The following is a 25954-nucleotide window of genomic DNA, read 5'->3' on the forward strand; positions in this document are numbered from 1 at the left end:
GCTGGCGGGGGGTGGGGGCCGCGGGGGCCGGGGGGTATGCCGGCCCGCCGCCCGCCCGGGGGCGGGGCGGCGGTCGCGCGGGGGCGTCGCCCTCGCGATCACTGCTTGGCGAAGGCCAGCAGGTCCTCGTTGAGACGGTCGGCGTGGGTGGCGAACAGACCGTGGGCCGCGCCCTCGTAGGTCAGCAGGGTGCTGCCGGGAACGAGCTCAGCGGTGCGGGGGCCGCACAGCGGATACGGCGCCGCGAGGTCGGCGGTGCCGTGGATGACCAGGGTGGGCACCCGGACGGCCGCCGTCTCCGCCCGCAGGTCGGTGGTGAACAGCGTGCGGTAGATCTCCGTGGCGGCCCGCGGCGAGGTGTCCATGGCCAGGTCCATCAGCCACTCGGCCAGTCGGGGCGAGAGCGGAGTGCTCGCCGGATCCGCCTCGGGGCCGGCGAAGAACGGCCAGGTCAGTGATCTCAGCCAGGCGGCCCGGTCGGTCCGGACGGCCTTCTCGATCTCCTCGAACAGCGCCATCTCCAGCCCGTCCGGGTTGTCCGGGGCCCGCAGCAGGAACGGCGTGGTCGAGGCGACCAGCGCCAGCTTCCCCACCCGCCCGGCGCCGTACCGGGAGAGGTAGCGCACGGCCTCGCCGCCGCCCACCGCGTAGCCGACCAGCAGGACGTCCCGCAGGTCGAGGTGGTCGAGCAGGTCGGCGAGGTCCGAGGCGAGGGTGTCGTAGTCGTAGCCGCTCCAGGGGACGTCCGAACGCCCGGTGCCGCGCCGGTCGTAGGTGACGCAGCGCAGCCCCTGACCGGCCAGGAACGGCGCCTGGAACTCCCACATCCGCGAGTCCGCCATGGCGGCGTTCAGCAGCACCACGGGACGTCCTTCGCCCCAGTCGGTGCAGTGGAGCCGGGTCCCGTCCCGGGTGGTGACGTACGGCATGACGCCTGCCTTCCTTGGTGGTGGGGACCCTCAGCGCCGTGCGGTGCGGCCCGGTGCCGCCAGGACCAGGGCGGAGGCCAGGAGTCCCAGGGCGATGAGCGGGACGAGCGTGACGGCGAACGCGTGGGGGTAGGCGCCCGCCGTGCCGCCGGCGTCGGCCAGGGTGGGGAAGAAGACCGCGCCGGCGATCGCCACGCCGACGGCCGCGCCGCCCTCCTGAGCGGTGTTCAGCAGTCCGGACGCGGAGGCCGCGTGCTCGGGAACGGCCGCGCCCAGCACCAGGTTGGTCAGCGGCCCGGTCGTCAGGCCCATGCCGAGCCCGGCGACGAGGAGGGCGGGCAGCAGCCACAGCACGTGTCCCGTCGTGTCGAGGCGCTCGGCGGTCAGGGCGACCGCCGTGTAGCCGATCGCGAGGGTCAGCGGCCCGACGGCCACCCTGCGGGCGGTGACCGAGGCGGCCTTGCGCGACGACATCACCGAGGCACCGAAGTAGCCCGCGCCCAGGGCCAGGAAGACGGACCCGGACTCCAGGGGCGACAGGCCCCGGCCCAGTTGCAGGTAGAGGGCCAGCACGAAGAAGAAGGAGCCCATCGCGAGGAAGTAGACCACCGTCGCGGTCAGCCCCACCGAGAACACCCGGCCCTTGAACAGGGCGGGTTCGATCAGCGGGCCCCGGTCGGCCGCCGCCCGCCGGCGCAGGTGCCAGACGGTGACCGCCACCAGGACGGCCGCGCCGGCCAGCGCCTCCCACACCCACACCGGCCAGCCGCGCTCCTGGCCCTCCAGCAGCGCGAAGACGATGATGCCGAGGGACGCCGTGACCAGCAGGGCACCCACGAGGTCCAGCCGGGTGCCGCCCTCACCGCGCGACTCGGGGATCGTGCGGCCGGCGAAGGCCAGGGAGACCAGGCACAGCGGGACGTTGATCAGGAAGATGGTCCGCCAGCTCAGTCCCGCGATGTCGACCGTGATCAGGGCACCGCCGATGAACTGGCCGAAGACGCCGGCGAGTCCGATGACCAGGCCGTAGGCGTTGAAGGCGCGGTCGCGGGCGGCGCCGGTGTACACCGTGCCGATGATGCCGAGCACCTGCGGCACCATCAGCGCGGCGGCGGCGCCCTGGGCGATGCGGGCGACGATCAGGACGGTCGCCGTGGGGGCCAGGCTGCACGCGGCCGAGGCCAGCATGAACAGCACCATGCCGAGCGTGAACATCCGCCGGCGGCCGAAGAGGTCGCCGAGCCTGCCGCCGGTGATCAGTCCCGCGGTGAAGGCGACGCCGTAGCCCACGACGAACATCTGGGCCTGGGCGGCGCTCGCGCCCAGGTCGGCCTTGATGGCGGGGACGGCCACGTTGGCGATGAAGAAGTCCAGCACCGTGATGAACGTGCCCACGAGCACCACCAGGAGGGCACCGGCCGAGGGGGCGGCGGCCGGTGCGCCGCCGGAGGGCGTCGGCGCACGCCCCTCGACGGCGACTTCCGTGCGTGTCTCAGAAGTCATGACGACTCCGTTTCTCGATCTTTTCGGGTGGTTGGCCGGTGGTGCCGGTACCGTGGCCGGTCACCAGGTCACGGGAAGGTGTGTCACCCCGTGGAAGACGGTGCCGCGGCGGAAGACCGTGCGCGGGTCGGCCGCCAGTCGCAGGTTCGGGAAGCGCCGCAGCAGGGAGCGCAGCGACAGCTCCATCTCCAGCCGCGCCAGCGGGGCCCCCTGGCAGTAGTGCGGCCCGAAGCCCCACTGCAGGTGGCCGCTGGTGTCGCGGTGCGGGTCGATCCGGTGCGGGCAGGCGAAGACCGACTCGTCGTGGTTGCCGGCGGGCACGGAGATGACGACGGCGTCGCCCTTGGAGACGGTCACACCGCCGAGTTCGAGGTCCTCCACCGCCAGCCGGACCATCGCGTCCTGGGAGATCGACCAGTAGCGCATCGACTCCTCGATGAAGTTCGGTATGAGCGCGCCGTCGTCGGCGGCCACCCGCGCCCGCAGGTCGTCGTCGCGCAGCAGCGCCAGGATGTTCAGGGCGATCTGGTTCGTGGTGGTCTCGTGTCCGGCCACCAGGACCAGCCGGGCGATGCCGACCAGCTCGTCCAGGGTGATCGCGCCCCGCGCGTGGTGGTTGACGGCGAGGCGGCTGATCAGGTCGTCGCCAGGACTCTCCAGCTTGCGCAGCGCCAGTTTGGCCAGGTACTCGGACATCTCCTCGAAGGCGGCCAGGGAGACCGCCGGGTCCTCCTGGGAGATGGTGACGCGGGTCTTCTCGATGAAGAACGCGGAGTCCTGCTCCGGAACGCCCAGCAGCCGTGCGATGACGAGGGTCGGCAGCGCGCGGGAGAACACCGCGTGCAGGTCGGCCGGCCGGGGCAGTTCCTCCAGTTCGTCCAGCAGCTCGTCCACCAGCCGCTGGACCGGTTCGCGCAGCTTCCTCACCCGGCGTGCGGTGAACTCGGTCTGGATCATGCGGCGGAGCCGGGCGTGCTCGGGGTCGTCCAGGCGCAGGAAGGAGCTCGGGTTCCCGCCGGGCGGGACCTGGATGCGCACCGGTGCGCCGGGCAGCCGTTCGTCGGCGCTGAGGCGGGGATCGCCCAGCGCCTGCCGTACGTCGGCGTACCGGGTCACCAGCCAGGCCAGGCGGGACTCGGCGGCTCCCGCCGGGATACGCACCACGCAGGGGGGCGCTTTGCGCAGTTCGGCCAGGATGGGCGGCGGGTCTCCGTCCTCGGTGCGGGCGAAGGGCCAGTCCAGGACATCGGTGTGGTCCGCGAGCGACAAGTCGGCCTCCAGGGGTGAGGGGGCAGGCAGGGGGATCCTGGGCACCGGCTCTCTCCCGTGGTCGGACTCGGACGCGCTGACGCCGCCGGGGCGGTGGGGACATGGGTGGTGTCCCGTCCTTGAGCCGCGGACGGTCATGCGCCACTGTCGCGCAGTCCGCTGACACGGCGCTGACGCGGCGGACTGGCCGGGCTGTGGAACCCGGGGAACCGTGTGGGGCCGGTGCTGGGGGGTGTGTGGTGCAGGCCGGGAAGGCGCCGGAGCGGGGCGCCTTCCCGGTGTCGTGCCGGTGCCGTGGCCGGAAAGGCCGGCCGGTCGGCCTGTCGGGTCGCGGCTAGCGCGCGTGCTGGGCGACGGTCCGCTGCAGGCGGTGCGCGAAGTGCGCGGTGACGGCCTGGGCGTGGGTGTCGATGTAGAAGTGGCCGCCGGAGTACTCGTTGTGGCCGAGGTAGGCCGGGGTGCGTCCGGCCCAGTGGGTCATGGCGTCCGGTTCCTCCTGCAGGGGGTCGGAGCGCCCGCCGTAGGAGGCGAGCGGGCAGGCGACCCCGGCGCCGTCGTCGACGTACTGGGCGGCGACCCGGAGGTCGGCGCGGAGCGCGGGGACCACGAGGGCGAGCATCTCGGGGTTGTCGTAGATCTCGGCGGGGAAGGAGCCCAGCTTCTTGATCCACTCGACGAGCTCGGACTCGGGCATCCGGCTCTGCTCCTCGGTGGGCTGGAAGAAGCCCACGGGCGACCAGCCGGACATGCCGACCATGACGGGGGCCGGGCCGCCCTCCTCCTCCATGCGGATGGCCAGCCGGAACGCCAGCTGGGCGCCGAGGCAGTGCCCGAAGAACGCGAACGGCCGGTCGTCCAGGTCGTCGAGCACGGCCTCGTGCAGCGCTTCGAGCAGGGGCCAGAACTCCTCGTACGTCGGCTCCTCCCGGCGGTTGTGACGGCCCGGCAGGGTCACGGCCTGCGGGGCGATGTCGGGCGGCAGCAGGCTCTCCCAGTCCCGGTAGATGATGGCGCCGCTGCCCGCGTGTGGGAGCAGGAACAACCGGATCGAGGCGTCGGGCGAGGGCTCCACCGGGTGGAACCACTGGCCCGCGCGGGACATCCGGCTGCCGGCGGTGACGGTGGCGCCGGTGTCCGTTGCGTTGGTGGAACTGGTCACGACTGTGTACTCCCCACGGTGGTGGACGGGCCGAGGGCGCGTACCGCGGGCAGCAGCACCTCGGCGATCTCCTTCAACTGCGGTTCCGGGTCGAGCGATCCGATCCTCAGGACCAGGTGGCGGGCGCCGGCCCGGACGTAGCCGCCGAGCCATTCGGCGCACTTCTCGGCGCTGCCCCAGGCGTAGGCCTGGATGGTGCGCATCTGGTCGAGGGAACGGCCGTAGTAGTGGCTGATGTAGTGCTCCAGTTCGGCCTCGGCCGCCCGCTCGTCGCGGTTGACGGTGATCGTCGCGTACAGGGCGGGGGTGACGGCGCCGGCGGGGCGGCCGGCCTCCTCGGCGAGCTCGGCGATCCGGCGGCGGGCCCGGCCGTAGGCCTCGGGGTCGGGCAGGAACGGCAGCCAGCCGTCGTAGCGGGTGGCGGCGCGGGCGAGCACCTTGGGGGTGTCGCTGCCGGCCAGCCACAGCGGCGGGCCGCCGGCGGTGGCCGGGGAGGGCAGCCGGTCGAGGTGGTCGGCCTGCCAGTACCGGCCCTGGAAGTCGGCCGGTTCGCCCTCCTGTCCGGCGCGCCAGGCCGTGCGCCACAGGGCGGTGATCTCGTCGAGGCGTCCGACGCGGCCGGTGAAGGCGGCGCCGACCGAGGCGAACTCCTCCTCCGTCTCGGGCATGGGGAAGCCGGAGCCGAGCCCGAGGACCAGCCGGCCCGCGGCCACGTGGCTGAGGCTCGCGACCATGTTGGCGCCGATCAGCGGGTGGCGCAGGGCCGGGGTCAGGGCGGCGGTGCCGACGGTGATCCGCTCGGTGGCGGCGGCAGCGGCGGCGAGGACGACGAGCGGGTCCAGGCGCGGGCGGGCGGTGAGCGAGTCGCCCGCCCAGAGGGAGTCGAATCCCAGTGCCTCGGCCTGCCGGGCGAAGTCCAGCAGCGGGGCCGCCGCGTAGGTGCCGTTGATGGCTTGTTCCCGGGTGGGCAGCAGGATGCCGACGTGCAGGGGCCCGTTCATGGGCGACGACCTTTCTGTCCGTGGTGGCTGACGCGCTGTCATGCGACCGTGCCGGCCAGCGGGTCTCGGGCCGGTGCCGTCAGCCGCTCCCGCACCGCGCGGCGCAGGATCTTGCCGGAGGGGTTGCGGGGCAGGGAGTCGGTGAAGTGGTAGGCGGTGGGGATCTTGTAGTCGGCGAGCCGGCCGCGCAGGGAGAGCAGCAGGTCGCGCGGGTGCGCCTCGGCACCGGGGCGCAGGACGACGACCGCGTGCACGCTCTCGCCCCAGTGCTCGTCGGGCAGGCCGACGACGGCGGCGTCCGCCACGGCCGGGTGTGCGGCGAGCGCCTTCTCGACCTCGGCCGGGTAGATGTTCTGCCCGGCGACGATGATGGTGTCGTTGATGCGGTCGCACAGGTGGAGGTAGCCGTCCTCGTCGAGGTAGCCGGCGTCCCCCATGTGCAGCCACTCCCCCACCAGGGTGCGTGCGGTGGCCTCGGGCAGGTTCCAGTAGCCGAGCATCCGGGACGGGGCGCGCACGCAGATCTGGCCGATCTGCCCGGGCGGGAGGGGGTCGCCGTCGGGGCCGATCACCTTGATCTCGTTGCCGGGGCAGGGCCTGCCGACCGAGTCCAGCACGGGACTGCCCGGGTGGTGCGCCTCGGGCGGCAGGCACACCGCCACACTGCCGGTCTCGGTACTGGCGTAGATCTGCGCGAACTCGCAGTCGTAGGTCTCCAGGCACTGCTTGAGCAGGGTCTCGGACATGGGCGCAGCGCCGTAGGCGATCTTGCGCAGGGAGGTGAACGCCTCCGGTCCCGCGCCGCGTTCGGCGGCCATCATCTGGAGCATGGCGGGGGCCGCGAAGGTGGTGGTGACCATGTGGGTGCGGATCAGCCGAACCGCTTCCTGCGGGTCGAACTGCGGCATGATCACGTTGGTGCCGCCCGCGTTGAAGGTGTGCAGGAACCAGCCGATGCCCGCGACGCCGAAACCCGGCAGCGAGATGAGGCTGACGTCGTCGGGCAGCCAGTCGATCCAGGCGACGCCGTGCTCGCGCATCGCGTGCGGGAGGGTGAAGAAGCTGCGGTGGGCGAGGACGGCGCCCTTGGGCAGTCCGGTGGTGCCGCTGGTGTAGATCTGCACCACGGCGTCGTCGGGGCCGGTGCCCGGCACCGGCTCGGAGTCGGGCTGGTCGGCGGCCCAGGCGGGCAGGCCCGCGCCGCGGGCGGGTTCGCCGTCGGCGTCGGTGCCGTCGACGCGGATCACCCGCCGCAGGCCGGGCAGGTGGTGGCGCACCGCGGCGACGGTGTCCCAGAACTCGTCGTCGACGAAGATCAGGGCGGCGCCGGAGTCGCGCAGGATGTGGTCCACCTCGGTCGGGGTGAGCCGCCAGTTGACCGGCACCAGGACCGCGCCCGCCTTGGCGCAGGCGAGCATCACCACGTAGTAGTTCTCCGACTCGCGCCCCAGGTAGGCGACCCGGTCGCCGCGCCGCACGCCCCCGGCGCACAGGGCGTGCGCGGCACGGTTGCTGTCGCGGTGCAGCTTGTCGTAGGTGGTGACGCGGCCCTCGCAGATGATGGCCGGGTGGTCCGGCCGGCTGCCGGCGTGGGCCCGTGAGGAGTGGGTGAGCGTCCAGCGCTCCCTCGGTGTGCCGCGGAGTGTGTCAGTCATGATCCGTCCTTGGGTGCGTCAGGCGGCCGGCACCGGCTCGAGCTGCCCGCAGAGGAACTGGGCCAGCTGCCGCACGGTCGGGTGGTCGTGAGTGAGGGAGGCCGGCAGGGGCAGCCGGAACGCCTGCTCCAGAGCGGCCTTGACCTGCTGGGCCATCAGCGAGTCCAGGCCCAGGGAGACGAACTCGGTGTTCGCGTTCAGTTCGTCGCCCTCCTCCAGGTGCAGGACGGCGGCGACCTTCTCGCGGACGACCCCGGTCACGGCGGCGGTCCGCTCGGCCGGGGGCAGGGCGGTGAGCGCGGTGAGGTCGAGGCCGGTGTCGTCGTCGGAGGCGTTGCGGGCGAGCCGGTCGTAGAACAGGTCGCCGGTGACGCTGCCCGCGACGTAGCGGTCCCAGTCGAACTCGCCGACCACCCGCTGGGTGCGGGGGCGTCCCCAGAGCCTGGCCAGGGTGTCCAGGGCGCGGGTCGGGGAGAAGAAGCGCACGCCGCTGCGTTCGATCTCCTGGCTGAGGTGCTCCTCCAGGCGGGCCGACATGCCGACCCGTGCCCAGGCGCCCCAGTTCACCGACAGGCCGGGCACGCCCTGCCGGCCGCGCCACTCGGCGAGGGCGTCGAGGGCGGCGCTGGCCGCGGCGTAGTGGCCCTGGGTGGCGCCGCCGAGGACCGAGGCGATCGAGGAGTAGGTGACGAAGAAGTCCAGCTCCGGGAAGGAGGACTGGGCGGCCTCGTGCAGCAGCCAGCCGCCGTACGCCTTGGCCTCCAGCTGGGCGTCGATGGCCTCCCAGGTCAGCTCGGCGATGAGCTTCTTGTCGTAGGCGCCCGCGGCGTGCACGATCCCGCCCACCGGGTGCGGGCCGGCCGCGAGGTGCCGCACCAGCCGTCGTACGTCCTCGGTGCGGCCGATGTCGGCGCGGACCACGTCGAGTTCGGCGTGCTCGGCGAGGTCGGCGAGGACGGGGGCGGCCTCCTCGGTGGGCCGTCCGCTGCGGCTGACCAGCGTCAGGTGGCGGGCGCCGAGGGCGATCAGCTTCCGGGCGGTGACCAGGCCGAGGCCGCCCAGCCCTCCGGTGACGAGGTAGGTGCGGTCCGGGCGCAGGGCGGCCGGTACCTCCTCGGCGGGGGCGGCGGGCTCCGCCTCGGGGGCGTCCGGGAGGGTCACCCAGGACTGTCCCGACGGGTCCGACAGGGCCGTCCGCAGCGCCTCGCCGGTCTCGTCGAGGCGGAAGTGCCGGGCGGCGTCGTCCCTTCCGGCGGGCGGGGCGTGCACCACGGCCGCCGCCGGGACGGTGAGCGTGGAGCGGAACGTGCCGTCGTGGCGTACGAGGACGTCGTCGCCCGGCGCGAAGCCGGTCCCCTCGGCCGCGGCGAGGACCGTGCCGGTGGCCGCGGTGCCCAGCAGCGGCGGGGGCTCCTCCTCCGCGCCGAGCAGTTCCTCGCGCTCCGCGCGGCCGGTGTCCAGGGCGGTGCGGGCGTCGCCGGCGGTCAGGCCGACCGACCGGACGCGGATCTGGACCTCGTCGGCACCCGGGGGCACGTCCGTGGCGGCGACCAGCGCGAGGTCGGACAGGTCGCCCGAGTCGGGGGCGCGCAGTTCGAAGCCGCCGGACCAGGTGAGCGGGGCGTCGCCGGAGAGGAGCCGGCGGACGTAGCGGCGGCCCGGACGGTGGGCGACCTGGTACTCGCCGGCCGGTTCGGCGTGCCACTCCTCCAGCAGCGGGGCCAGGCCGCTGCCGGGGGCGACGTCGACCAGGGTGGCCCGGTACTGGGGGTACTCGGTGAGCAGCACCCGGCCGAAGCCCCAGAGGGTGGCGGCGGCCAGGTGTCCGCCGTCGCCGGCCGGGTCGCCGGGCAGCCACTGGGCTCCCTCGGTCACCAGCCACAGGCGGGGCGGCCGGACGGTGCCCGTGGCGTCCAGCGCGGTGACCAGGGCGAGCAGTTCTCGGTAGTTCTCCTCGCACTCGGCGCGCAGCCGGTCGGCGGACATGGCCTGCGGGAGCTGCCGCCAGACGCGGACGACGTCGGTGACGGTGGGGTCCTCCAGGGCCGCCTTGAGTTCGGTGAGGCCGGTGCACCGGGTGACCTGAAGGCCGGGCCGTCCGGCGAGGTCGGCGGCGCGGGCGGGCGACGGGTCGAGCAGCACGACGTGCCGGGCGGGCGCGGTGGTCCGCGGTGCGGGCAGGGCGCGGCGGACCCACTCGGGGCGGTGCAGGAACCGGCGGCGGCCGGTGCTGCCCTCGGGGCGGGCCAGTCGGACGCCGAGCAGTTCGGCGACCGGGTCGCCGTTCTCCAGGAGGAGCACGTCGGCGGTGCGGCGGTCCTGCTCGCCGTGCACCCGGGCCAGGACGCGCAGCTCCTCGCCGCGGGGCTTGCGGAAGTGGCGGACCGAGGCGACGCCGCGGGGCACGAACACCGGGCCCTCGGGGTCGAGGACGACGCACGCCTGGACGGCGGCCTCCACGAGCTCCGCCGGCACGTGTTCGACGGCGGAGGCGCTGCGGCCGGTCAGCTCCCCGGTGACCAGGCCGTCGGCGTGCCGGGCGGCGCGCAGCAGCAGCCGCATCCGGGGGCCGTTCGGGCGGCCGACGGAGGCGAGGTCGGTGTAGATGTCCTCGTCGTCGATCTGCGTCGCGGCGGGGGCGAGGTCCGCGTCCAGTTCGGCCAGTTCGGAGACGGGGACCACCGGTTCGGGGTCGGCGGCGATCACCGCGGTGGCGTGCACGTCCTCCTCCCCGCCGACGACCGTGAACACCGCCACCTCGGCGCCCCCGCCCGGCAGGGGCCGCCACCGGGTGGTCAGGGCTGTCGTGGTCTCGGCGGGGAGGTCGAGCGGCGCGAGCAGCCGGAGGTCGCGCACGGCGGACCGGGCGTGGCCGCGGACCGCGTCCTGGACCGCGAACAGCAGGTCGACGTAGGCGCCGGCGGGCAGGGTGGTGCGTCCGCCGTCGGCCAGGTCGGCGAGGGGGCCGAGGTCCTCGGCGGTGAACTCCGCGGTGAACTCCCGCACCCCCGAGGCGAAGCGCTCCTCGGTGCCGAGCAGCGGGTGGCGGGCGGTGCCGCCCGCGGCGGCGCGGCGGGGTCCGGCGGCCGGCAGCCAGTAGCGCTTGCGCTGGAAGGCGTAGGTGGGCAGGTCCGCCTTGGCGGGCACGGCGTGCCCGGCGTGGTAGCCGGGCCAGGAGACGGTGAGTCCGGCGGCGTAGTACTCGGCGAGTGCGGTCAGGGTGGTGCCGGCCGTCCGGTCCCGGCGGCGCAGGCTGGCCAGCCACAGGTGGTCCTCGGCGTCGACGCCGCGCCGGGCGAGCGCGGTGAGCGCGGCCTGCGGGCCGACCTCGATCATGGCGTGCCGGCCGCGCCGTGCCACCGCGCGGATGCCGTCCAGGAAGCGCACGGGTTCGCCGATGTGCCGCACCCAGTAGTCGGGGGTGGCGATGTCGCGGAACCGGGCGAGCCGTCCGGTCACGTTGGAGATCAGGCTGATGGCCGGCTCGTGGAACTCGATGCCGTCGAGCGCGGCGCGGAAGTCGTCGTAGACCTCGGCCATCTGCGGGGAGTGGAAGGCGTGCGAGACGGCGAGCCGGTCGACGCGCACGCCGCGCTCCTTCAGGATGCCGCAGACCTCGTCCAGGGCGGGCAGGGCGCCGGAGACGACGCACTGGTCGGGGGCGTTGACCGCGGCCAGGGCGAGGTCGGGGCGGCTCTCCAGGAGCGGCTCGACGTCCTCGGCGGGGGCGGCGACCGCGGCCATGCCGCCCTCGGCGCGCACCGCCTGCATCAGCCGGGCCCGCGCGGCGACCAGCCGCACGGCGTCGGGGAGGCTGAACAGGCCGGCGACCGCGGCGGCGACGACCTCGCCGATGCTGTGCCCGACGAGCACGTTGGGGCGCACGCCCCAGGCCATCCACTGCCGGGCGAGGGCGTACTCGAGCGTGAACAGGGCGGGCTGGGTGTACTCGGTGCGGTCGATCGCCCCGGGGTCGTCGGCGGTGCCGAGCAGCAGGTCGCGCACGGAGCGCTCCAGGTGCTCCGCGAACAGCCGGTCGCACGCGTCGACGTGGGAGCGGAACTCCGGGAGGGCCTCGTAGAGGGCGGCGCCCATGCCGGCGTACTGGGAGCCCTGGCCGGTGAACATGAAGGCGGTCTTGCGGATGCCACTGGGGCCCTCGTGGTCCTGGCCGGCCGCCTTGTCCAGGAGCCGGGTCAGGGCGGCGCGGTCGGCGACCGGGGCGGCGACGCGGTAGGGGTGGTGGGTGCGGGCGACGTTGGCGGTGTGGCAGAGGGCGTCGAGGGGGAGGTCGGGCCGCTCGTCGAGCAGCCGCCGGTATTGCGCGGCCTGCTCGCGCAGGGCCGCGGAGCTCTTGGCGGAGAGGGTGAACAGCGGGGCGGCGGGCGTGCCGGAGGGCCGCGGCGCGGGGCTCGCCTCCGGTGCCTGCTCCAGGACCACCGCGCCGATGGTGCCGGCGAAGCCGAAGCTGTTCACGACCGCGCGGCGCACCTCGGCCCGCCACGGTTCGCAGGCGGTCGGCACGCGCAGCGGATAGAGGTCCCAGGGGATGCGCCCGGACGGAGTGGTGAGGTTCAGGTGCGGGTAGATGGTGCCGGAGCGCAGCTGCAGCACCGTCTTGATGACGCCGACGATGCCGGAGGCCGGTTCCATGTGGCCCAGGTTGGTCTTCACCGACGCGGTGAGCACGGGGTTGTCGGCGGTGTGCGACTCGGCGAACACGTCGCCGATGGCGCCGAACTCGATCGGGTCGCCGAGCGGGGTGCCGGTTCCGTGCGCCTCCACGTACTGGATGTCCTCGGGGGCGAGGCGGGCCGTGGCCAGCGCGGCGCGGATCACCTTCTCCTGCGCGGGGCCGTTGGGCACGGTCAGTCCGGCGCTGTCGCCGTCCTGGCCGACGGCGGTGCCGCGCACCAGGGCGAGCACCCGGTCGCCGTCACGCTCGGCGTCGGAGAGCAGCTTGAGGACCAGGACGCCGCAGCCCTCGGCGCGCGCGTAGCCGTCGGCCGACTCGTCGAAGGTCTTGCACTGCCCGTCCGGGGCGAGCATCTGCGCGTTGGAGAACATCACCGGGATGCGCGGGTGGTGCAGGGCGTTGACGCCGCCGCACAGCGCGATGTCGGTCTCGCCGGAGCGCAGGGCCTGCACCGCCAGGTGCAGTGCGACCAGGGAGGAGGAGCAGGCGGTGTCGACGCTCATGCTGGGGCCGCGCCACCCCAGGAAGTACGACAGCCGGCCCGACAGCGGGAACATCGTGATGCCGGAGGCCAGGTGGCCGTCCATCTCCTCGTACGGCAGGGACTCCAGCTCCAGCGCGTAGTCGATGGAGCTGGCGCCGACGTAGACGCCCCCGTTGCCGCGGCGCAGCGGTGCCGGATCGATGTTGGCGTGCTCCAGGGCCTGCCAGGCGGTCTCCAGCAGCAGGCGCTGCTGGGGGTCCATGTAGCGCGCCTCCTTCGGGGAGATGTTGAAGAAGGCGGCGTCGAAGAGGTCCACGCGGTCGAGGAAGCCCCCCGCGGTGGTGTGGATCTTCCCCTTGTCCTCGGGGGTCTCGGGGGTGAACGCGGCCACGTCCCACCGGTCCTGCGGGATCGGGCCGATCCCGCTGCGCCCCTCCCGCAGGAAGGCGTCGAACTCGTCGGGCGAGGTGCTGCCGCCGGGGAATCGCAGACCGATTCCGACGATCGCGACCGGCTCGGGCGGCTGCTGGGATTCCGCACGCGGCATGGAGGGACTCCTTAGCTTTCCTGGGAGGAACTGTCCTGGACGGCCTGGGTCAGGTGGTCCACCAGATGGGCGATCGTCGGCTCGTTGAAGAGCACGCTGACGTTGATGGAGAGATCAAGGAGCCGCTCCAGGCTCTGCCGTATCTCGGTCAGCCGCAGTGAGGTGAGTCCGAGATCGAAATAGCTGATGTCGAGCGGGAGGTCCTCGGATTCGTCCATGAGGAGAACCGCCCTGAATTTCTTCAGGACGATCGACTCGATTTCTTCGGCGAGTTCGGCGCGCGGCAGATCGCGCAGGCGCTGAACAGTGCTGTCGACGGGTGGCATGCGGTCATGCAAGCAGCGCAGGCTGACGCCCCACTGACGGACGACGGGGCCGGCTTGGCTGAATCAGCTCCCTGTCAGCGCCGGGTCAGATTCCGCTGCCACGCTCGCACTGCTTCGAAAAATCCGCTCGCCAAAGGTGAAAGGCTGAAGATGCTTCGCGAAGCCGCGCAGGAGGAGAGTGCCGAGGCACCTTCCGATATCAAGAGCTACGACCTCTACATCGCGGGCAAGGACGTCGCGGGTGACGGATGGGTGTACACCGTCAGCGGCCGGTCCCTGCTGGAAGACGTGTTCACCAGCGTGAGCCTGAAGCGCGCCCTGGAGCAGGACCCGGAGTCGGAGGCGGCCAGGCACCCGTACGTCGTCGGGCGCTGCGCGATCGCGGACGACGCGTCCATCGACCTGGCCACGCAGGCCGCGGCCGCCGCCGCACCCGACTGGGCGGCCGTGCCGCTGGAGCGGCGGATGCGGCTGGGCACGCGGTTCCGCGAGGAACTCATCAAGCACCAGGACGAGTTCCTGCGCATGCTGGTCGCCGAATCCCACCCGGTCAAGCTGGCCCGCTGGGAGCTGAGCTGCCTGCTGCAGATCTACTCCCCGGGCTCCCTGCGCTGGTACACCAAGCAGATGCGGGTGGAGAAGGAGTACGCCGGCCGCACGCTGGTGCTGCACCGCCAGCCCGACGGTGTGGTGGCCTTCAACCCGCCGCAGAACGCGCCCCTGCCGAGCGCCGCCCTGTGCGTGCTGGCGCTGATGGCCGGTAACGCGGTGGTGGTGCGGGCGCCGCGCAGCATCGCGCTGAGCACCATGTGGCTGCTGCGGGACGTGGTGGCACCGCTGCTGGAGGAGATGGACGCTCCCGCCGGGGTGCTCAACGCGGTGTGCAGCAACCCCAAGCAGACCATGGACCGCTGGATCGCGGACCCGCTGATCAACGACATCTTCTACATCGGCGGCAGCCAGGAGGGCCTGCGCTTCGAGCAGCAGTGCGTGGCGCACGGCAAGAAGCCGATCCTCGAACTGGCGGGCAACGACGGCATCGTGGTGTGGAAGGACGCCGACATCACGTGGGCGGCCGAGGCCATCACCGAGGCCTTCTACGGCTCCGGCCAGATCTGCATGGTGCCCAACTACGTGCTGGTGCACCCGGACGTCGCGGACAGCCTGATCGCCGAGGTGAAGGAGCAGGTCAAGGGCATCCGGCCGGGCCTGCCCGAGGAGGAGGACGTGCTGCTGTCGCCGGTGCGGCGCAGCGAGCGGTTCTTCCGGCTGCTGCGGCAGGCGCTGGACAACGGCGCCGAGCTGGTCACCGGCGGCCACCGCACCGAACTGGACGGCACGCCCTCGGAGACGGGGGTCTTCCTCCAGCCGACGGTGGTGCGCGTGGACGGCCTGGACCGGGCGCGCACCTACGACGTGGTGCGCGAGGAGACGTTCTTCCCGCTGGTGCCGATCGTGGTTCCCGAGCGGGAGGACGACGACGCCCTCCTGGAGGCGTTCCTGCGCTTCGTCAACAGCAACGACTACGGGCTGCGCAACTCCCTGTGGTCGCGGTCCGACCACGTCATCGAGACCTTCGTGCGACGGGTCGTCAACGGTGGCCTGCTGAAGGTCAACGACTCCCACATCGGCTTCCTGCCCTATCTGCCCAGCCACGGCGGTACCGGCCGCACCGGCGGCGCCTTCGGCGAGGCCAACTACCCGATGCTCAAGACCTCCCACGTGCAGGGCGTCAGCATCGCCCGCGGCGTCAGCCCGTACGACGCCGTGTTCGGCGCCTGACCGCCCTGCGTCCCTGAACCCCGCCGTTTCCGCTGGAGGCTTCCGTTGCGTTCCCTCGACCTCGCGCGCTCCGTCTGCGAGCGCTTCCACCCCGGTCTGCTCAAGGAGCTGGACCAGATCCCGTACGCCGAGCGCGAGCGGCCCGGCAGCCCGGTGATCGACCTGTTCCGCATCCACGGCGGGGTCGGTCTGCTGATCCCCGAGGAGTACGGCGGCCACGGCGCCGACGCCCTGGAGGCGCTGCGGGTCCAGCTGGCCCTGGGCGCCGTGTCCCCGTCGCTGGTGGCGGCCGTGTCGATGCACCACTTCACCGTCGCGATGCTGTACTCGCTGGCCGTCAAGGCGGGCCGGCTGACCGACGAGCAGACGGCCCTGCTGCGCCGAGTCGTGCCCGACCAGCAGGTGATGGCGTCCGGCTGGGCCGAGGGCCGGACGGCGCAGAACATCCTCAAGCCGGCCGTGACCGCCCGCCCGGTGCGCGACGGGTTCCTGCTCACCGGCGCCAAGAAGCCGTGCAGCCTGTCCCGTTCGATGAGCCTGCTCACGGCGAGCGTCGCCATCCACGGCGACGACGGCGAGCCGGAGCTGGCGCTCGCCCTGGTGCCGGCCGACGCGCCCGGCCTGACCGTGCACCCGTTCTGGGGCAACGACCTGCTGGCGGGCGCGGAGAGCGACGAGGTGCGGCTGGAGGACGTGTTCGTGCCGGCCGGCATGGTCGTGCGGGCCGGCGCCGACGATCCGCACCGCCTCGACGACCTCCAGTCGGCCGGGTTCGTCTGGTTCGAGCTGCTGATCTCCGCCGGGTACGCGGGTGGTGCGCTGGCGCTGGTGGAGCAGGTGCTGGAGCGCGAGCGCGGCAGCGTGGCGGAGCGAGCCTCCCTCGCCGTGGACATGGAGACCGCGGTCGCGCTGCTGGAGGGCGTCGCGCGGGCGACCGGCCCGGAGCCCGGTGACGAGGAGTCGGTGGCCCGCGTACTGGTGGCGCGGTACGCCGTGCAGAACGCCCTGCCCGACATCGCCTCCCGCGCCCTGGAGCTGCTGGGCGGCCTGGACTTCATCCGCGGCTCCGGTCCGGCACAGGCCGCGGCGGCGCTGCGGGCCCTCGCCTTCCACCCGCCGTCGCGCACCGCCGCGGCCGAGCCGCTGCTGCGCTGGTTCGACGGCGGCCAGCTCGTCCTCGCCTAGGGCCGCGGCCGGGACGGTCCGCCGGCCGGTGAAGACCCGGTCACGGCACCACAGCCGCGGCCGGACAGGGCCCCGGCCGCGGCACGGGCCCGGTCCTGTCCGCACGACCCCACGACCCCTTGGAGTGAGCCACACGTGACCGTCGTCCAGGAATCCCCGGCGGCTTCGTCCGCCGACGCCGAGGCAGAGGTCCTCGGCCTGTACCGCGCGCATCTGAGCAAGGGCCGGGCCACGCTCGCCGAGCTGTTCGGCAGCCACATGGAAGTCGCGTCCGAGGGCGCCTGGCTCACCACCAGCGACGGTGAGCGTTTCCTCAACGCCGGCGGTTACGGCGTGTTCGTGATGGGCGCCCGCCACCCGATCGTGATGGAGGAGGTGGAGCGCCAGCTGCGCACCCACCCCACCGCGACCCGCATCCTGCTGGAGCCCACCGTGGCCCGCGCGGCCGAGGCACTGGTCTCGGTGCTGCCGCCCGGTCTGGACCGGGTGCACTTCGCCCTGTCGGGGGCGGAGGCGGTGGAGACCGGCCTGAAGCTGGCCCGCGCGGGCGGCTTCAAGCGCACGGTCTCCATGCGCGGCGGCTACCACGGCAAGACCCTCGGCGCGCTGTCGGCCACCGCCAAGGAGGTCTACCAGCGGCCGTTCCGCCCGCTGGTGCCCGACTTCCTGCACCTGCCCTTCGGCGACGCCGACGCCCTGGAGGCCGAACTCGCCGCCCACCCGGGCGAGGTGTGCGTCATCCTCGAACCGGTCCAGGGCGAGGGCGGTGTGATCATCCCGCCGAAGGGCTACCTCAAGCGCGTCGAGACCCTGGTGCGCGAGTACGACGGCTTCCTGATCCTCGACGAGGTGCAGTCCGGCTTCGGCCGGCTCGGCGAGTGGTGGGGCGCCGACATCGAGGGCGTCGTCCCGGACGTCCTGCTCGCGGGCAAGGCGCTCGGCGGCGGGGTGATGCCGGTGTCGGCGGCCGTCGCCACCCGCAAGGCCTTCCGTCCCTTCGACAAGGACCCCTACGTCCACACCGCCACGTTCTCCGGGCAGCCGGTGCTGATGGCCGCGGTCCAGGGCGCCATCCGGGCCGTGAAGGAGGAGCGTCTGGTCACCAGGGCGCTGGACCTCGGCGCCCGGCTGCTGCCGGCGATCACCGAGATCGCGCGCCGCAACATCCCCGACCTCGTGGTGGACGTGCGCGGACGGGGCCTGCTGATCGGCGTCGAGCTCGTCGAGGCCGGACTCGCCGGCGAGCTGCTGATCGAACTGTTCAACCACGGCGTGGTCGCCAACCATTCGATGAACGGCAGCTCGGTGGTGCGGTTCACCCCGCCCGCCGTGCTCGGCGACAGCGACGTGGACTTCCTCCTCAACTCCTTCGACCTGGCCACCCGCGACCTCGTACGGGGCGCGGCCAAGATGCCGGAAGGCGGTAACTGATCGTGAGGCACGTCGAACTCGATGCTCTGATACCCGGGGAGCAGGCCGAGACGGTCCTGCACGCCGTACGGCGCTGGGAGCGGTACCCGGACCTGGCGCCCCACGTCAACGCGACCACGGTGCACGCCGCCTACCCCGACCCCGCCGCCTCCTCCAGCTGGGAGCTGCACTTCCGCAGCGGCCTGCTGCGCTGGACCGAGGACGACACCGTGCTGCCGGAGCAGGGCGAGATCCGCTTCGAGCAGTCCGACGGGGACTTCGACTCCTTCTCCGGGACCTGGGCGGTGACGCAGGACGGTGACGACGTCGCGGTCCGCTTCGACGCCGACTTCGACTTCGGCATCCCGAGTCTGGAGGGCATCCTCGACCCGATCGCCGAGCGGGTCATCAAGGAGACCGTGGCCTGGGCGCTGACCGGTCTGTTCCCCGCCGTGCGCATCAGCGGCGGCATAGAACTCACCACGCCCGCCGCGGTCGGCGCCTAGCGCATCAGGGAGCTGCTGACCATGGACCAGGCAAACCCGTTCGAGACACCGCGCACGTACTCGCTGCACCGCGCCGAGTACCTGGTGGGCTTCGCCGTCACCACCGGCCTGATGATCGCCCACTTCGGTGAGATCCGCTGGCTGCCGGCGATCGCCCTCTTCCTCTACATCGACCTGATCGGCTACATCCCGGGCGCGATCGCGTTCCGGCGCAGTGGCGGACGGCCGATCCACAAGGCGTACTACGTCCTGTACAACGTGATGCACAGCCTCATCACCCAGGCCGCCGTCGCCGCGCTGTGGTGCTGGCTGGTGAAGCCGGAGTGGGCGCTGCTGGTGCTGCCCTTCCATCTCTTCGGCGACCGCGGGCTGTTCGGCAATTTCATGAAGTCCTTCGCGCTGCCCTTCGAGCCGGTCCGCCAGCCCGGCTACCTGCGGCTCCTGGACGACCTGGGCCTGCCGCACCCCAAGCCGGTCGGGCATGTGACGGACCCGGTGCCGGTCGGGCACGTCCCGGTCCGCAAGCCGGCGCCGCGGGCGGACGCCGCCGTGGCGCAGGAGGCCCCGGCGCAGGCCGCCGCGGCCGGTGAGTCCAAGGCCAGGCAGGCGGAGGCGCTGCGATGAGCACCGCGACCGCGACAGCGACCGCGACCGGCCCCCGCACGCGCCGGCCCGTCCGCCAGGACCCGGCCGAACGGCGCCGGGCGCTCTACCACCTGGCGTCCCCGGTGTCGGTGCTGACCACCGGCCCGGAGAGCCGGATGCACGGCACCACCGCGAGCACCGTCACCCTGGTCTCGCGGGAGCCGCTGCTCGTCGGCGTCGTGCTGCGGGCCGGGTCGTCCTTCGCGCGGCGGGCCGCCGCCGAGGGCCGGTTCGCGATCAACGTGCTGGGCGGCGACCAGGCGGAGGTGGCCCGCCGGTTCGCCGACAGCGGGCGCCCCGACGGCAGCGCCCAGTTCGCGGGGCTGGCCTGGACGGCGGACCCGTACGCGCAGGCCCCGCTCATCGCGGGCGCGCTCGCCCACTACACCTGCCGCTTCCACTCCGCCCACGCCGCGGGCGACAGCGAGCTGCTGCTCGGCCACGTCGTGCGCGCCAGGGCGGACGAAGGGCTCCCCCTGCTGAGTTACGCCGGCCGCCTGCACGCCGGCACCCTGCACCCGGCGAAGGAGGCCGCCGCGTCATGACGCAGTCCAAGGTAATCGTGGCCCCCGAGGCCGACTGGGACAAGGCGCCCGGTCTGCTGGACGGGGCGAAGGAACTCACCCTCGGTCCCGAGGAGTGCGACCTCGCCTACTGGATCACCTCGGTGGCCCAGGGCACGCTGCGCGACCGCGGTGTGACCGGCCACCACGACGACGCGATCGTCCCGGACTTCCTGAAGGAGCCGGGCCCGCTGCGCGAGGCGCTGGTGCTGGAGTTCGGCCTGCGCGGGCTGTCCGAGGAGCTGGCCACCCGGCTGCTCGGCCACTACGTGTCGATCGCGCCCGGCATCCCCGAGATGGAGTTCTACGCCACCCAGTTGCTCGACGAGGCACGGCACGCCCGGGTGTTCCGCAACCACCTGGTGGAACTGGGCGTCCCGGCCGACACGCTTCTGAAGAGCATCGACGAGATGGCCCGGGACTACCGCGCCCGGGTGCTGGACCCGGTGGTCGACTTCACCCTCGACATCGTCCGCGACCAGGCCGACTTTCCCGGCGGTGTCGCCGTGTTCGCCATCGTCATCGAGGGCGTGCTGGCGCCGGCCGCCGAGCTGAGCGAACGCAAGTGGACTCCCCTGTCCCCGGCCACCGGCGAGATCTCCCGGGGCACCGCGATCGACGAGATCCGCCATCTGACGGTGGCCAGCACCATCCTGCGCGACCACGTGGCGGCGCACCCCGAGTACCGTCCGCGTCTGCTGGAGATCCTGCGGGCCGGTGTGCGGCTGTGGGACGAGATCCCCGACCGGGAGTTCGTGATCCACCGCGAGGAGCTGTTCCAGGAGGGCATGCTCCGGCACGCCGACCGGATCGGCGACTACGAGATCTGGCCCGGCGTGCGGATGCTCGACACCACTCCCGAGCAGCGCTACGACATGGCCGAGCGGTGGACCGACGAGATGGCCGAGGCCCGGATGGCCTACATGGGCCTGCCCCTGGAGGTCCTCAGCAGTCCGGAGCCGGGCGCGTGAGCACCGGACGGGCCGCCGTGATCTGCGGGATCGGGTCGTACGTCCCGCCCGACGTGGTCACCAACGAGGATCTGGCCCGGCGCCTGGACACCTCGGACGAGTGGATCCGCTCGCGCACCGGGATCGCCCGGCGCTGCGTGGTCGCCCCGGGCACGGCGACCAGCGACCTGGCGGTCGAGGCGGGCCTGCGGGCGCTGAAGTCGGCGGGGGACGAGCGGGCGGGCGCCGTGGTGCTGGCCACCACCACCCCGGACCAGCCGTGCCCGGCCACCGCGCCGCAGGTCGCGGCGCGGCTCGGACTCGGCGAGGTGCCCGCCTTCGACGTGGCCGCCGTCTGCTCCGGCTTCCTGTACGGCCTGGCCAGCTCGGCGGGCCTGATCGCCGCCGGGGTGACGGACCGGGTGCTGCTGATCGCCGCGGACGCGTTCACGACGATCATCAACCCCGAGGACCGCACCACGGCGGTGATCTTCGCGGACGGCGCGGGCGCGGTGCTGCTGCGGGCGGGCTCCCCCGAGGAGCCGGGCGCGGTGGGCCCGCTCGTGCTGGGCAGCGACGGCGGGCTGAGCCATCTGATCGAGGTGCCGGCCGGAGGGTCGCGGCAGCGGTCGTCCGGCCGGGAGCCCGCACCGGAGGACCGTTTCTTCCGGATGGTGGGCCGCGACACCTACCGGCATGCGGTGGAGCGGATGACCGCCACCTCCACCGAGGCGGCCGAGCGGGCCGGCTGGCGGCCGTGCGACGTCGACCGGTTCGCCGCGCACCAGGCCAACGCCCGCATCCTGGACGCGGTCTCGGAGCGGCTCGGCATCCCCGGCGAACGGCGGCTGAGCAACATCGCACGGGTCGGCAACACCGGCGCCGCCTCCCTGCCGCTGCTGCTGGCCGAGAGCGCGGCGGACGGACGGCTCACCGCCGGGCACCGGCTGCTGCTGACCGCGTTCGGCGGCGGGCTGTCCTGGGGCGCGACCACGCTGGTCTGGCCCGAGGTGCAGACCATCTGACGTCCCGTCACAAGCGGGGCCCGGGCCGGCCCCTCCACCAAGCGCTGTCCGACACAGCGGAGAACGGGCGCTTGCGCCTTCGAGAGAACTGTCGAAAGGAACCGACATGCTGGAGCAGCTCAAGGAAATCCTGTCCAACAAGCTCAAGGTGTCGCCCGAGGCCATCACCCCGGAGGCCACCCGGGAGGACATCGAGCTGGACTCGCTGGCCGTGGTGGAGCTGTCGCTGCTGCTGAAGTCCGAGCTCGGCCTGGACGTCAGCGACGACGACCTGCTGGAGGCGGAAACCGTGGCCGACATGGTCCGGCTCATGGAGGAGCGGAGTGCGAAGGTCTGATGGCGGGCATGGACATCGCCGTCACCGGGCTCGGCCTGGTCACCCCGGGCGGTATCGGGGTCGGGCCGAGCTGGGCGGCGGTCTGCGACGGCAGGCCGGCCGCCGCCCTCGATCCGCTGCTGACGGATAACCCCGTACGTATCTCCTGCCGGGTGCCCGGCTTCGACCCCGAGCGCCTGCTGAGCGCGCGGCGGGCCCATCGCCTGGACCGGTTCGTCCAGTTCGCGCTGGTCGCCGCGCACGAGGCGGTGGCCGACGCGGGCCTCGATCCGCAGACGTGGGACGGGGCGCGGGTGGGCGTGGTGCTGGGCTGCGCGGACGGCGGCCCGGGCACCGTCGAGGAACAGCACCACGTGCTGCGCGAGCAGGGCGCGGACCGGGTCTCGCCGCTGCTGCTGCCCATGCAGCTGCCGAACATGCTGGCCGGGCAGACGGCCATCGAGTTCGGGGCGACCGGGCCCAACCTGGTGGTGGCCACCGCCTGCGCCTCGGGCGCGACCGCCATCGGCACGGCCCGGGACCTGCTCGCCCTCGGCCGCTGCGACATCGTCCTCGCGGGCGGCAGCGAGGCCATGGTCACCCCCCTGGTCATGGCCGGCTTCGCCCAGATGGGGGCGCTGTCGAAGCGGCACGACGACCCGGCCTCCGCGTCCCGGCCGTTCGACGCCGACCGGGACGGCTTCGTCGCCGGGGAGGGCGCCGGCATCCTCGTCATGGAACGGGTGGCGGACGCCCGGGCCCGCGGCGCGCATGTGCACGGCCGGATCATCGGCTACGGCGCCACCGCCGACGCCCACCACATGACGTCGCCGCACCCCGACGGCGCGGGCATCGAGGCCGCCGTCCGCGCCGCGCTCGCCGACGCGGGCGCGGACCCGGACGACGTCCAGCACGTCAACGCCCACGGCACGTCGACACCGCTGAACGACCTGGCGGAAGCCCGCATGATCGGCCGGACCCTGCGCGGGGACCCGCTGGTCACGTCCACGAAGGGAGTCACCGGACACCTGCTCGGAGCGGCCGGGGCGGTCGAGGCCGCCTTCACCGTGCTGAGCGTCGAGCACGAAGTCGTACCGCCCACCGCCAACCTCGTCATGCCCGACCCCAGGATCGACATCAAACTCGCCCAGACCGCCACCTACATGCCCATCGACCTCGCCCTGAGCAACTCCCTGGGCTTCGGCGGCCAGAACACGGCCCTGGCCATCGCCCCGGCCTGAACGGCCCGGACACGTACGGCAGCCGCCCGCGGAGCACCTCCGCCGGGCGGCTGTTCCCGTGCGGCACCCGGCCGCACGGCGCCACCCCGCCCCACGTCAGGAGTCCACCGTGCACGATCCCCAAGAACTGCTGAAGGACGGGCCGCAGGCCGTACGGCGGCTGGCGCGCCGCCGCCACGACTTCGACCCGGCCGCGCTGGCCGACGCCCTGCGCGAGCGCAACGGCGCGCAGGCCGAGGTGACCCGGCTGCGCACCGAGCTGAACCGCACGTCCAGGGCCCGCCGCTCCGGCCCGCCGACCGAGGAGGAGAAGGCGTCCGCCCGGGCGCTGCGGACCGAGGTGCAGCAGGCCGAGGCCGCCGCCCGCACGGCCGCGGCCCACCTGACCGAGCTGCTGCTCTCCGTCCCCAACATCCCTCTGGACGCCGTCCCGGACGGCGACTCGGAGAAGGAGGCCGTGGAGATACGCCGGGGCGGTCCCGCTCCTCGTCCGGCGGACGGCGCCCGCCACCACGCCGACATCGGGGAGGCCCTCGGCATCCTCGACGGCCCGGCCGCGGCCCGGCTGTCCGGTGCCCGCTTCTCGGTCGCCCGCGGGGCCGGGGCACGACTGGAGCGGGCCCTGCGCGACTTCTTCCTCGACCTGCACACCCGCGAGCACGGCTACACCGAGCAGTCGGTGCCGTTCCTGGTCGACCGCGACACCATGACCGGGACCGGGCAGCTGCCCAAGTTCGAGGACGACCTGTTCCGCACCCAGGTGGGTGAGCGGGAGCTCTTCCTGATCCCCACCGCCGAGGTCCCGCTGACCAATCTGGTGGCCGGCCGGCTCCTGGACTCCCGCTCGCTGCCCCTGGCCTTCACCGCCGCCACACCGTGCTTCCGGGCGGAGGCCGGGGCGTACGGCCGGGACACCCGCGGCATCCTGCGGCTGCACCAGTTCGAGAAGGTGGAGCTGGTGCGCGTGTGCGCCCCCGAGGACGCCCCGGCACAGCTCGAACTCATGGTGAACCACGCCGAGGAGTGCCTGAAGCGCCTGGAACTGGCGCACCGCGTGGTGCTGCTGCCGGCCGGTGACCTCGGCTTCTCCGCCCGGATGACGTACGACGTCGAGGTGTGGCTGCCGGGCAGCGGCTCCTACCGGGAGATCTCCTCGGTCTCCGACTGCGGCACCTTCCAGGCGCGTCGCGCGGACATCCGCGTCAAGCGGCCCGACGGGAGCAGGACGCCCGCGGTCACGCTGAACGGCTCGGCGCTGCCGATCGGCCGCACGGTCGCCGCGCTGCTGGAGCAGGGCCTGCGGGAGGACGGCTCGGTGGTGCTGCCCGAGGCCCTCGTCCCGTACACCGGCTTCCGCCGGATCCTGCCGGGCGGGGACACCGCGTAGGCGCCGGCGGGCGCCACCGCGAAAGGGGTCCTTTCACTATGGGCGTCCGATCAGGTCGCGTGGTCTGGTGCCGTGCATCGCAAGACGCCGGGGCGCCCTCGATGGGGGCGCCCCCTGCTCGAGCGAAGCCGAGAGCTCGGGGGAGGAGCCACGTGGGCGTTTCGGCAACGCGGCGAGGTGCGGTGCCAGGCCGCGCGACCCGGACGGGCATAGTGAAAGGACCCCTAAGGGGCGGGAGCCGGGTCCGCGACCCGCTCCCGCCCCTTTCGCCGCGCCCGGCCCGGAGCTCAGGCGCCCATCATGTGCACCCCTCCGTCGACGTGCACGATCTCCCCCGTGGTGCGCGGGAAGAAGTCCGACAGCAGGGCGACGACCCCGCGGGCCGCCGGCTCCGGGTCGGTGGGGTCCCAGCCCGCCGGGGCCCGGTGCTCGAAGACCCCGGCGAGGTCGGCGAACCCGGGGATGGACTTGGCCGCCATGGAGCGCAGCGGTCCCGCCGCGACCAGGTTGCAGCGGACGCCGCGACCGCCCAGGTCCCGCGCGAGGTAGCGGCTGGTCGACTCCAGGGCGGCCTTGGCGACGCCCATCCAGTCGTAGCGCGGCCAGGCGACCGCGGCGTCGAAGGTCAGCCCGACCACCGAGCCGCCACGCCGCTCCATCAGCGGCAGGCAGGCCGTGGTGAGCGACTTCAGCGAGTACGCCGACACGTGCACGGCGGTCGACACGTCGTCCCAGTCGCCGTCCAGGAAGGAGAAGGCGCCCTGCGGCCCGTAGGCGATGGAGTGCACCAGTCCGTCCAGGGTGTCGGTGTGCTCGCGGATGCGGTCGGGGAGGCCGTCCAGTTGCCGCTGGTCGGTGACGTCGAGTTCGAGCACCGGGGCCGGCTTCGGCAGCCGTCCGGCGACGCGCTCGATCAGGGAGAGGCGCCCGAAGCCGGTGAGGACGACCTCGGCACCCTCCTCCTGGGCGATGCGGGCCGTGTGGAAGGCGATGGACGCGTCCGTGACGACGCCGGTCACCAGGATCCGCTTGCCTGCGAGGAGTCCGCTCATGTCCGGGTCACCGCCTCGGGCAGGGCCCGCACCATCGGGGAGTCGTGGCCGAGGGCGCCGAGTGCGGAGGCACCACCGGGCGAGCCCACTTCGGCGAAGAAGTCGGCGTTGGAGGCGGCGTGGTCGCCCCACTCGGCGGGCACGTCGTCCTCGAAGTAGATCGCCTCGACGGGGCAGACGGGTTCGCAGGCGCCGCAGTCGACGCATTCGTCGGGGTGGATGTACAGGGCCCGGCGGCCCTCGTAGATGCAGTCCACGGGGCACTCGTCGACGCAGGAGCGGTCCTTGACGTCGACGCAGGGCAGCGCGATGACGTAGGCCAT

21 protein-coding genes are annotated in these 25954 nt (G+C 73.3%); 11 read left to right on the forward strand and 10 right to left on the reverse strand.

What is annotated here, in order from left to right:
* Positions 1-98: 98 nt before the first annotated feature.
* The 8 genes from ACFV20_RS31620 to ACFV20_RS31655 all read right to left on the reverse strand — a co-directional run bounded on the left by ACFV20_RS31620 (position 99) and on the right by ACFV20_RS31655 (position 13569).
* On the reverse strand, positions 99-929 hold the full coding sequence (locus tag ACFV20_RS31620) for an alpha/beta fold hydrolase (protein WP_385662960.1): 831 nt from the start codon (positions 927-929) through the stop codon (positions 99-101).
* Between the two features lie 30 nt (positions 930-959).
* A complete protein-coding gene (locus tag ACFV20_RS31625) occupies positions 960-2432 on the reverse strand; it encodes an MFS transporter (protein ID WP_385662963.1) in 1473 nt (490 codons plus the stop codon).
* A 60-nt stretch (positions 2433-2492) separates the two neighbouring features.
* A complete protein-coding gene (locus ACFV20_RS31630) occupies positions 2493-3746 on the reverse strand; it encodes a cytochrome P450 (RefSeq protein WP_385662965.1) in 1254 nt (417 codons plus the stop codon).
* Between the two features lie 289 nt (positions 3747-4035).
* Positions 4036-4803 carry a thioesterase II family protein gene (locus tag ACFV20_RS31635; RefSeq protein WP_385663089.1) on the reverse strand — a complete coding sequence of 256 codons (768 nt, stop codon included), beginning with the start codon at positions 4801-4803 and terminating at the stop codon, positions 4036-4038.
* Positions 4804-4856: 53 nt separating this feature from the next.
* The gene (locus ACFV20_RS31640) at positions 4857-5861 is read right to left on the reverse strand and encodes an LLM class flavin-dependent oxidoreductase (RefSeq protein ID WP_385662968.1); all 1005 of its coding nucleotides are present in this window, start codon (positions 5859-5861) and stop codon (positions 4857-4859) included.
* 38 nt (positions 5862-5899) lie between these two features.
* Entirely contained in the window at positions 5900-7516 is a 1617-nt protein-coding gene (locus tag ACFV20_RS31645) for a fatty acid--CoA ligase (RefSeq protein ID WP_385662970.1), read from the reverse strand.
* 18 nt (positions 7517-7534) lie between these two features.
* Positions 7535-13243, reverse strand: coding sequence for an SDR family NAD(P)-dependent oxidoreductase (locus tag ACFV20_RS31650; RefSeq protein WP_385662972.1), 5709 nt, complete (start codon positions 13241-13243; stop codon positions 7535-7537).
* A gap of 11 nt (positions 13244-13254) precedes the next feature.
* Positions 13255-13569, reverse strand: a complete 315-nt coding sequence (locus ACFV20_RS31655; protein WP_385662975.1) for an acyl carrier protein — start codon at positions 13567-13569, stop codon at positions 13255-13257.
* 150 nt (positions 13570-13719) lie between these two features.
* Between ACFV20_RS31655 and ACFV20_RS31660 the strand changes: the two genes are divergently transcribed.
* The 11 genes from ACFV20_RS31660 (at position 13720) to serS (ending at position 24579) form a co-directional block, all read left to right on the forward strand.
* Complete coding sequence (locus tag ACFV20_RS31660; protein WP_385662978.1) at positions 13720-15351, forward strand: aldehyde dehydrogenase family protein; 1632 nt, start codon at positions 13720-13722, stop codon at positions 15349-15351.
* A gap of 45 nt (positions 15352-15396) precedes the next feature.
* Positions 15397-16536, forward strand: coding sequence for an acyl-CoA dehydrogenase family protein (locus tag ACFV20_RS31665; RefSeq protein WP_385662981.1), 1140 nt, complete (start codon positions 15397-15399; stop codon positions 16534-16536).
* Positions 16537-16671: 135 nt separating this feature from the next.
* Entirely contained in the window at positions 16672-17967 is a 1296-nt protein-coding gene (locus tag ACFV20_RS31670) for an aspartate aminotransferase family protein (protein WP_385662984.1), read from the forward strand.
* A gap of 2 nt (positions 17968-17969) precedes the next feature.
* Positions 17970-18452 carry a type II toxin-antitoxin system RatA family toxin gene (locus tag ACFV20_RS31675; RefSeq protein ID WP_385662987.1) on the forward strand — a complete coding sequence of 161 codons (483 nt, stop codon included), beginning with the start codon at positions 17970-17972 and terminating at the stop codon, positions 18450-18452.
* 21 nt (positions 18453-18473) lie between these two features.
* Entirely contained in the window at positions 18474-19076 is a 603-nt protein-coding gene (locus ACFV20_RS31680; RefSeq protein WP_385662990.1) for a hypothetical protein, read from the forward strand.
* A complete protein-coding gene (locus tag ACFV20_RS31685) occupies positions 19073-19642 on the forward strand; it encodes a flavin reductase family protein (protein WP_385662993.1) in 570 nt (189 codons plus the stop codon). Before ACFV20_RS31680 ends, ACFV20_RS31685 begins: the two co-directional genes overlap by 4 nt.
* Positions 19639-20631, forward strand: a complete 993-nt coding sequence (locus ACFV20_RS31690; protein WP_385662996.1) for a VlmB-like protein — start codon at positions 19639-19641, stop codon at positions 20629-20631. Before ACFV20_RS31685 ends, ACFV20_RS31690 begins: the two co-directional genes overlap by 4 nt.
* Positions 20628-21635 (forward strand): beta-ketoacyl-ACP synthase III, encoded by a 1008-nt coding sequence (locus tag ACFV20_RS31695; RefSeq protein WP_385662999.1) that lies wholly within the window; start codon positions 20628-20630, stop codon positions 21633-21635. The genes ACFV20_RS31690 and ACFV20_RS31695 overlap by 4 nt, the downstream gene beginning before the upstream one ends.
* A gap of 106 nt (positions 21636-21741) precedes the next feature.
* Entirely contained in the window at positions 21742-21972 is a 231-nt protein-coding gene (locus tag ACFV20_RS31700; RefSeq protein ID WP_018888444.1) for an acyl carrier protein, read from the forward strand.
* Positions 21972-23192 carry a beta-ketoacyl-[acyl-carrier-protein] synthase family protein gene (locus ACFV20_RS31705; RefSeq protein ID WP_385663003.1) on the forward strand — a complete coding sequence of 407 codons (1221 nt, stop codon included), beginning with the start codon at positions 21972-21974 and terminating at the stop codon, positions 23190-23192. Before ACFV20_RS31700 ends, ACFV20_RS31705 begins: the two co-directional genes overlap by 1 nt.
* A 109-nt stretch (positions 23193-23301) precedes the next feature.
* Positions 23302-24579 carry a serine--tRNA ligase gene (gene serS / locus ACFV20_RS31710; RefSeq protein WP_385663006.1) on the forward strand — a complete coding sequence of 426 codons (1278 nt, stop codon included), beginning with the start codon at positions 23302-23304 and terminating at the stop codon, positions 24577-24579.
* Positions 24580-24866: 287 nt separating this feature from the next.
* On the opposite strand, the gene fabI is transcribed toward serS, so the two are convergent.
* Together fabI and fdxA are read right to left on the reverse strand one after the other, a co-directional pair.
* On the reverse strand, positions 24867-25631 hold the full coding sequence (gene fabI / locus ACFV20_RS31715; protein ID WP_385663009.1) for an enoyl-ACP reductase FabI: 765 nt from the start codon (positions 25629-25631) through the stop codon (positions 24867-24869).
* Positions 25628-25954: a ferredoxin gene (fdxA, locus tag ACFV20_RS31720; RefSeq protein ID WP_385663011.1), complete on the reverse strand. Its 327-nt coding sequence runs from the start codon at positions 25952-25954 to the stop codon at positions 25628-25630. The genes fabI and fdxA overlap by 4 nt, the downstream gene beginning before the upstream one ends.

This window comes from Streptomyces sp. NPDC059696 (assembly GCF_042733745.1).
In the GTDB taxonomy this organism is placed as follows: Bacteria; Actinomycetota; Actinomycetes; order Streptomycetales; family Streptomycetaceae; genus Streptomyces.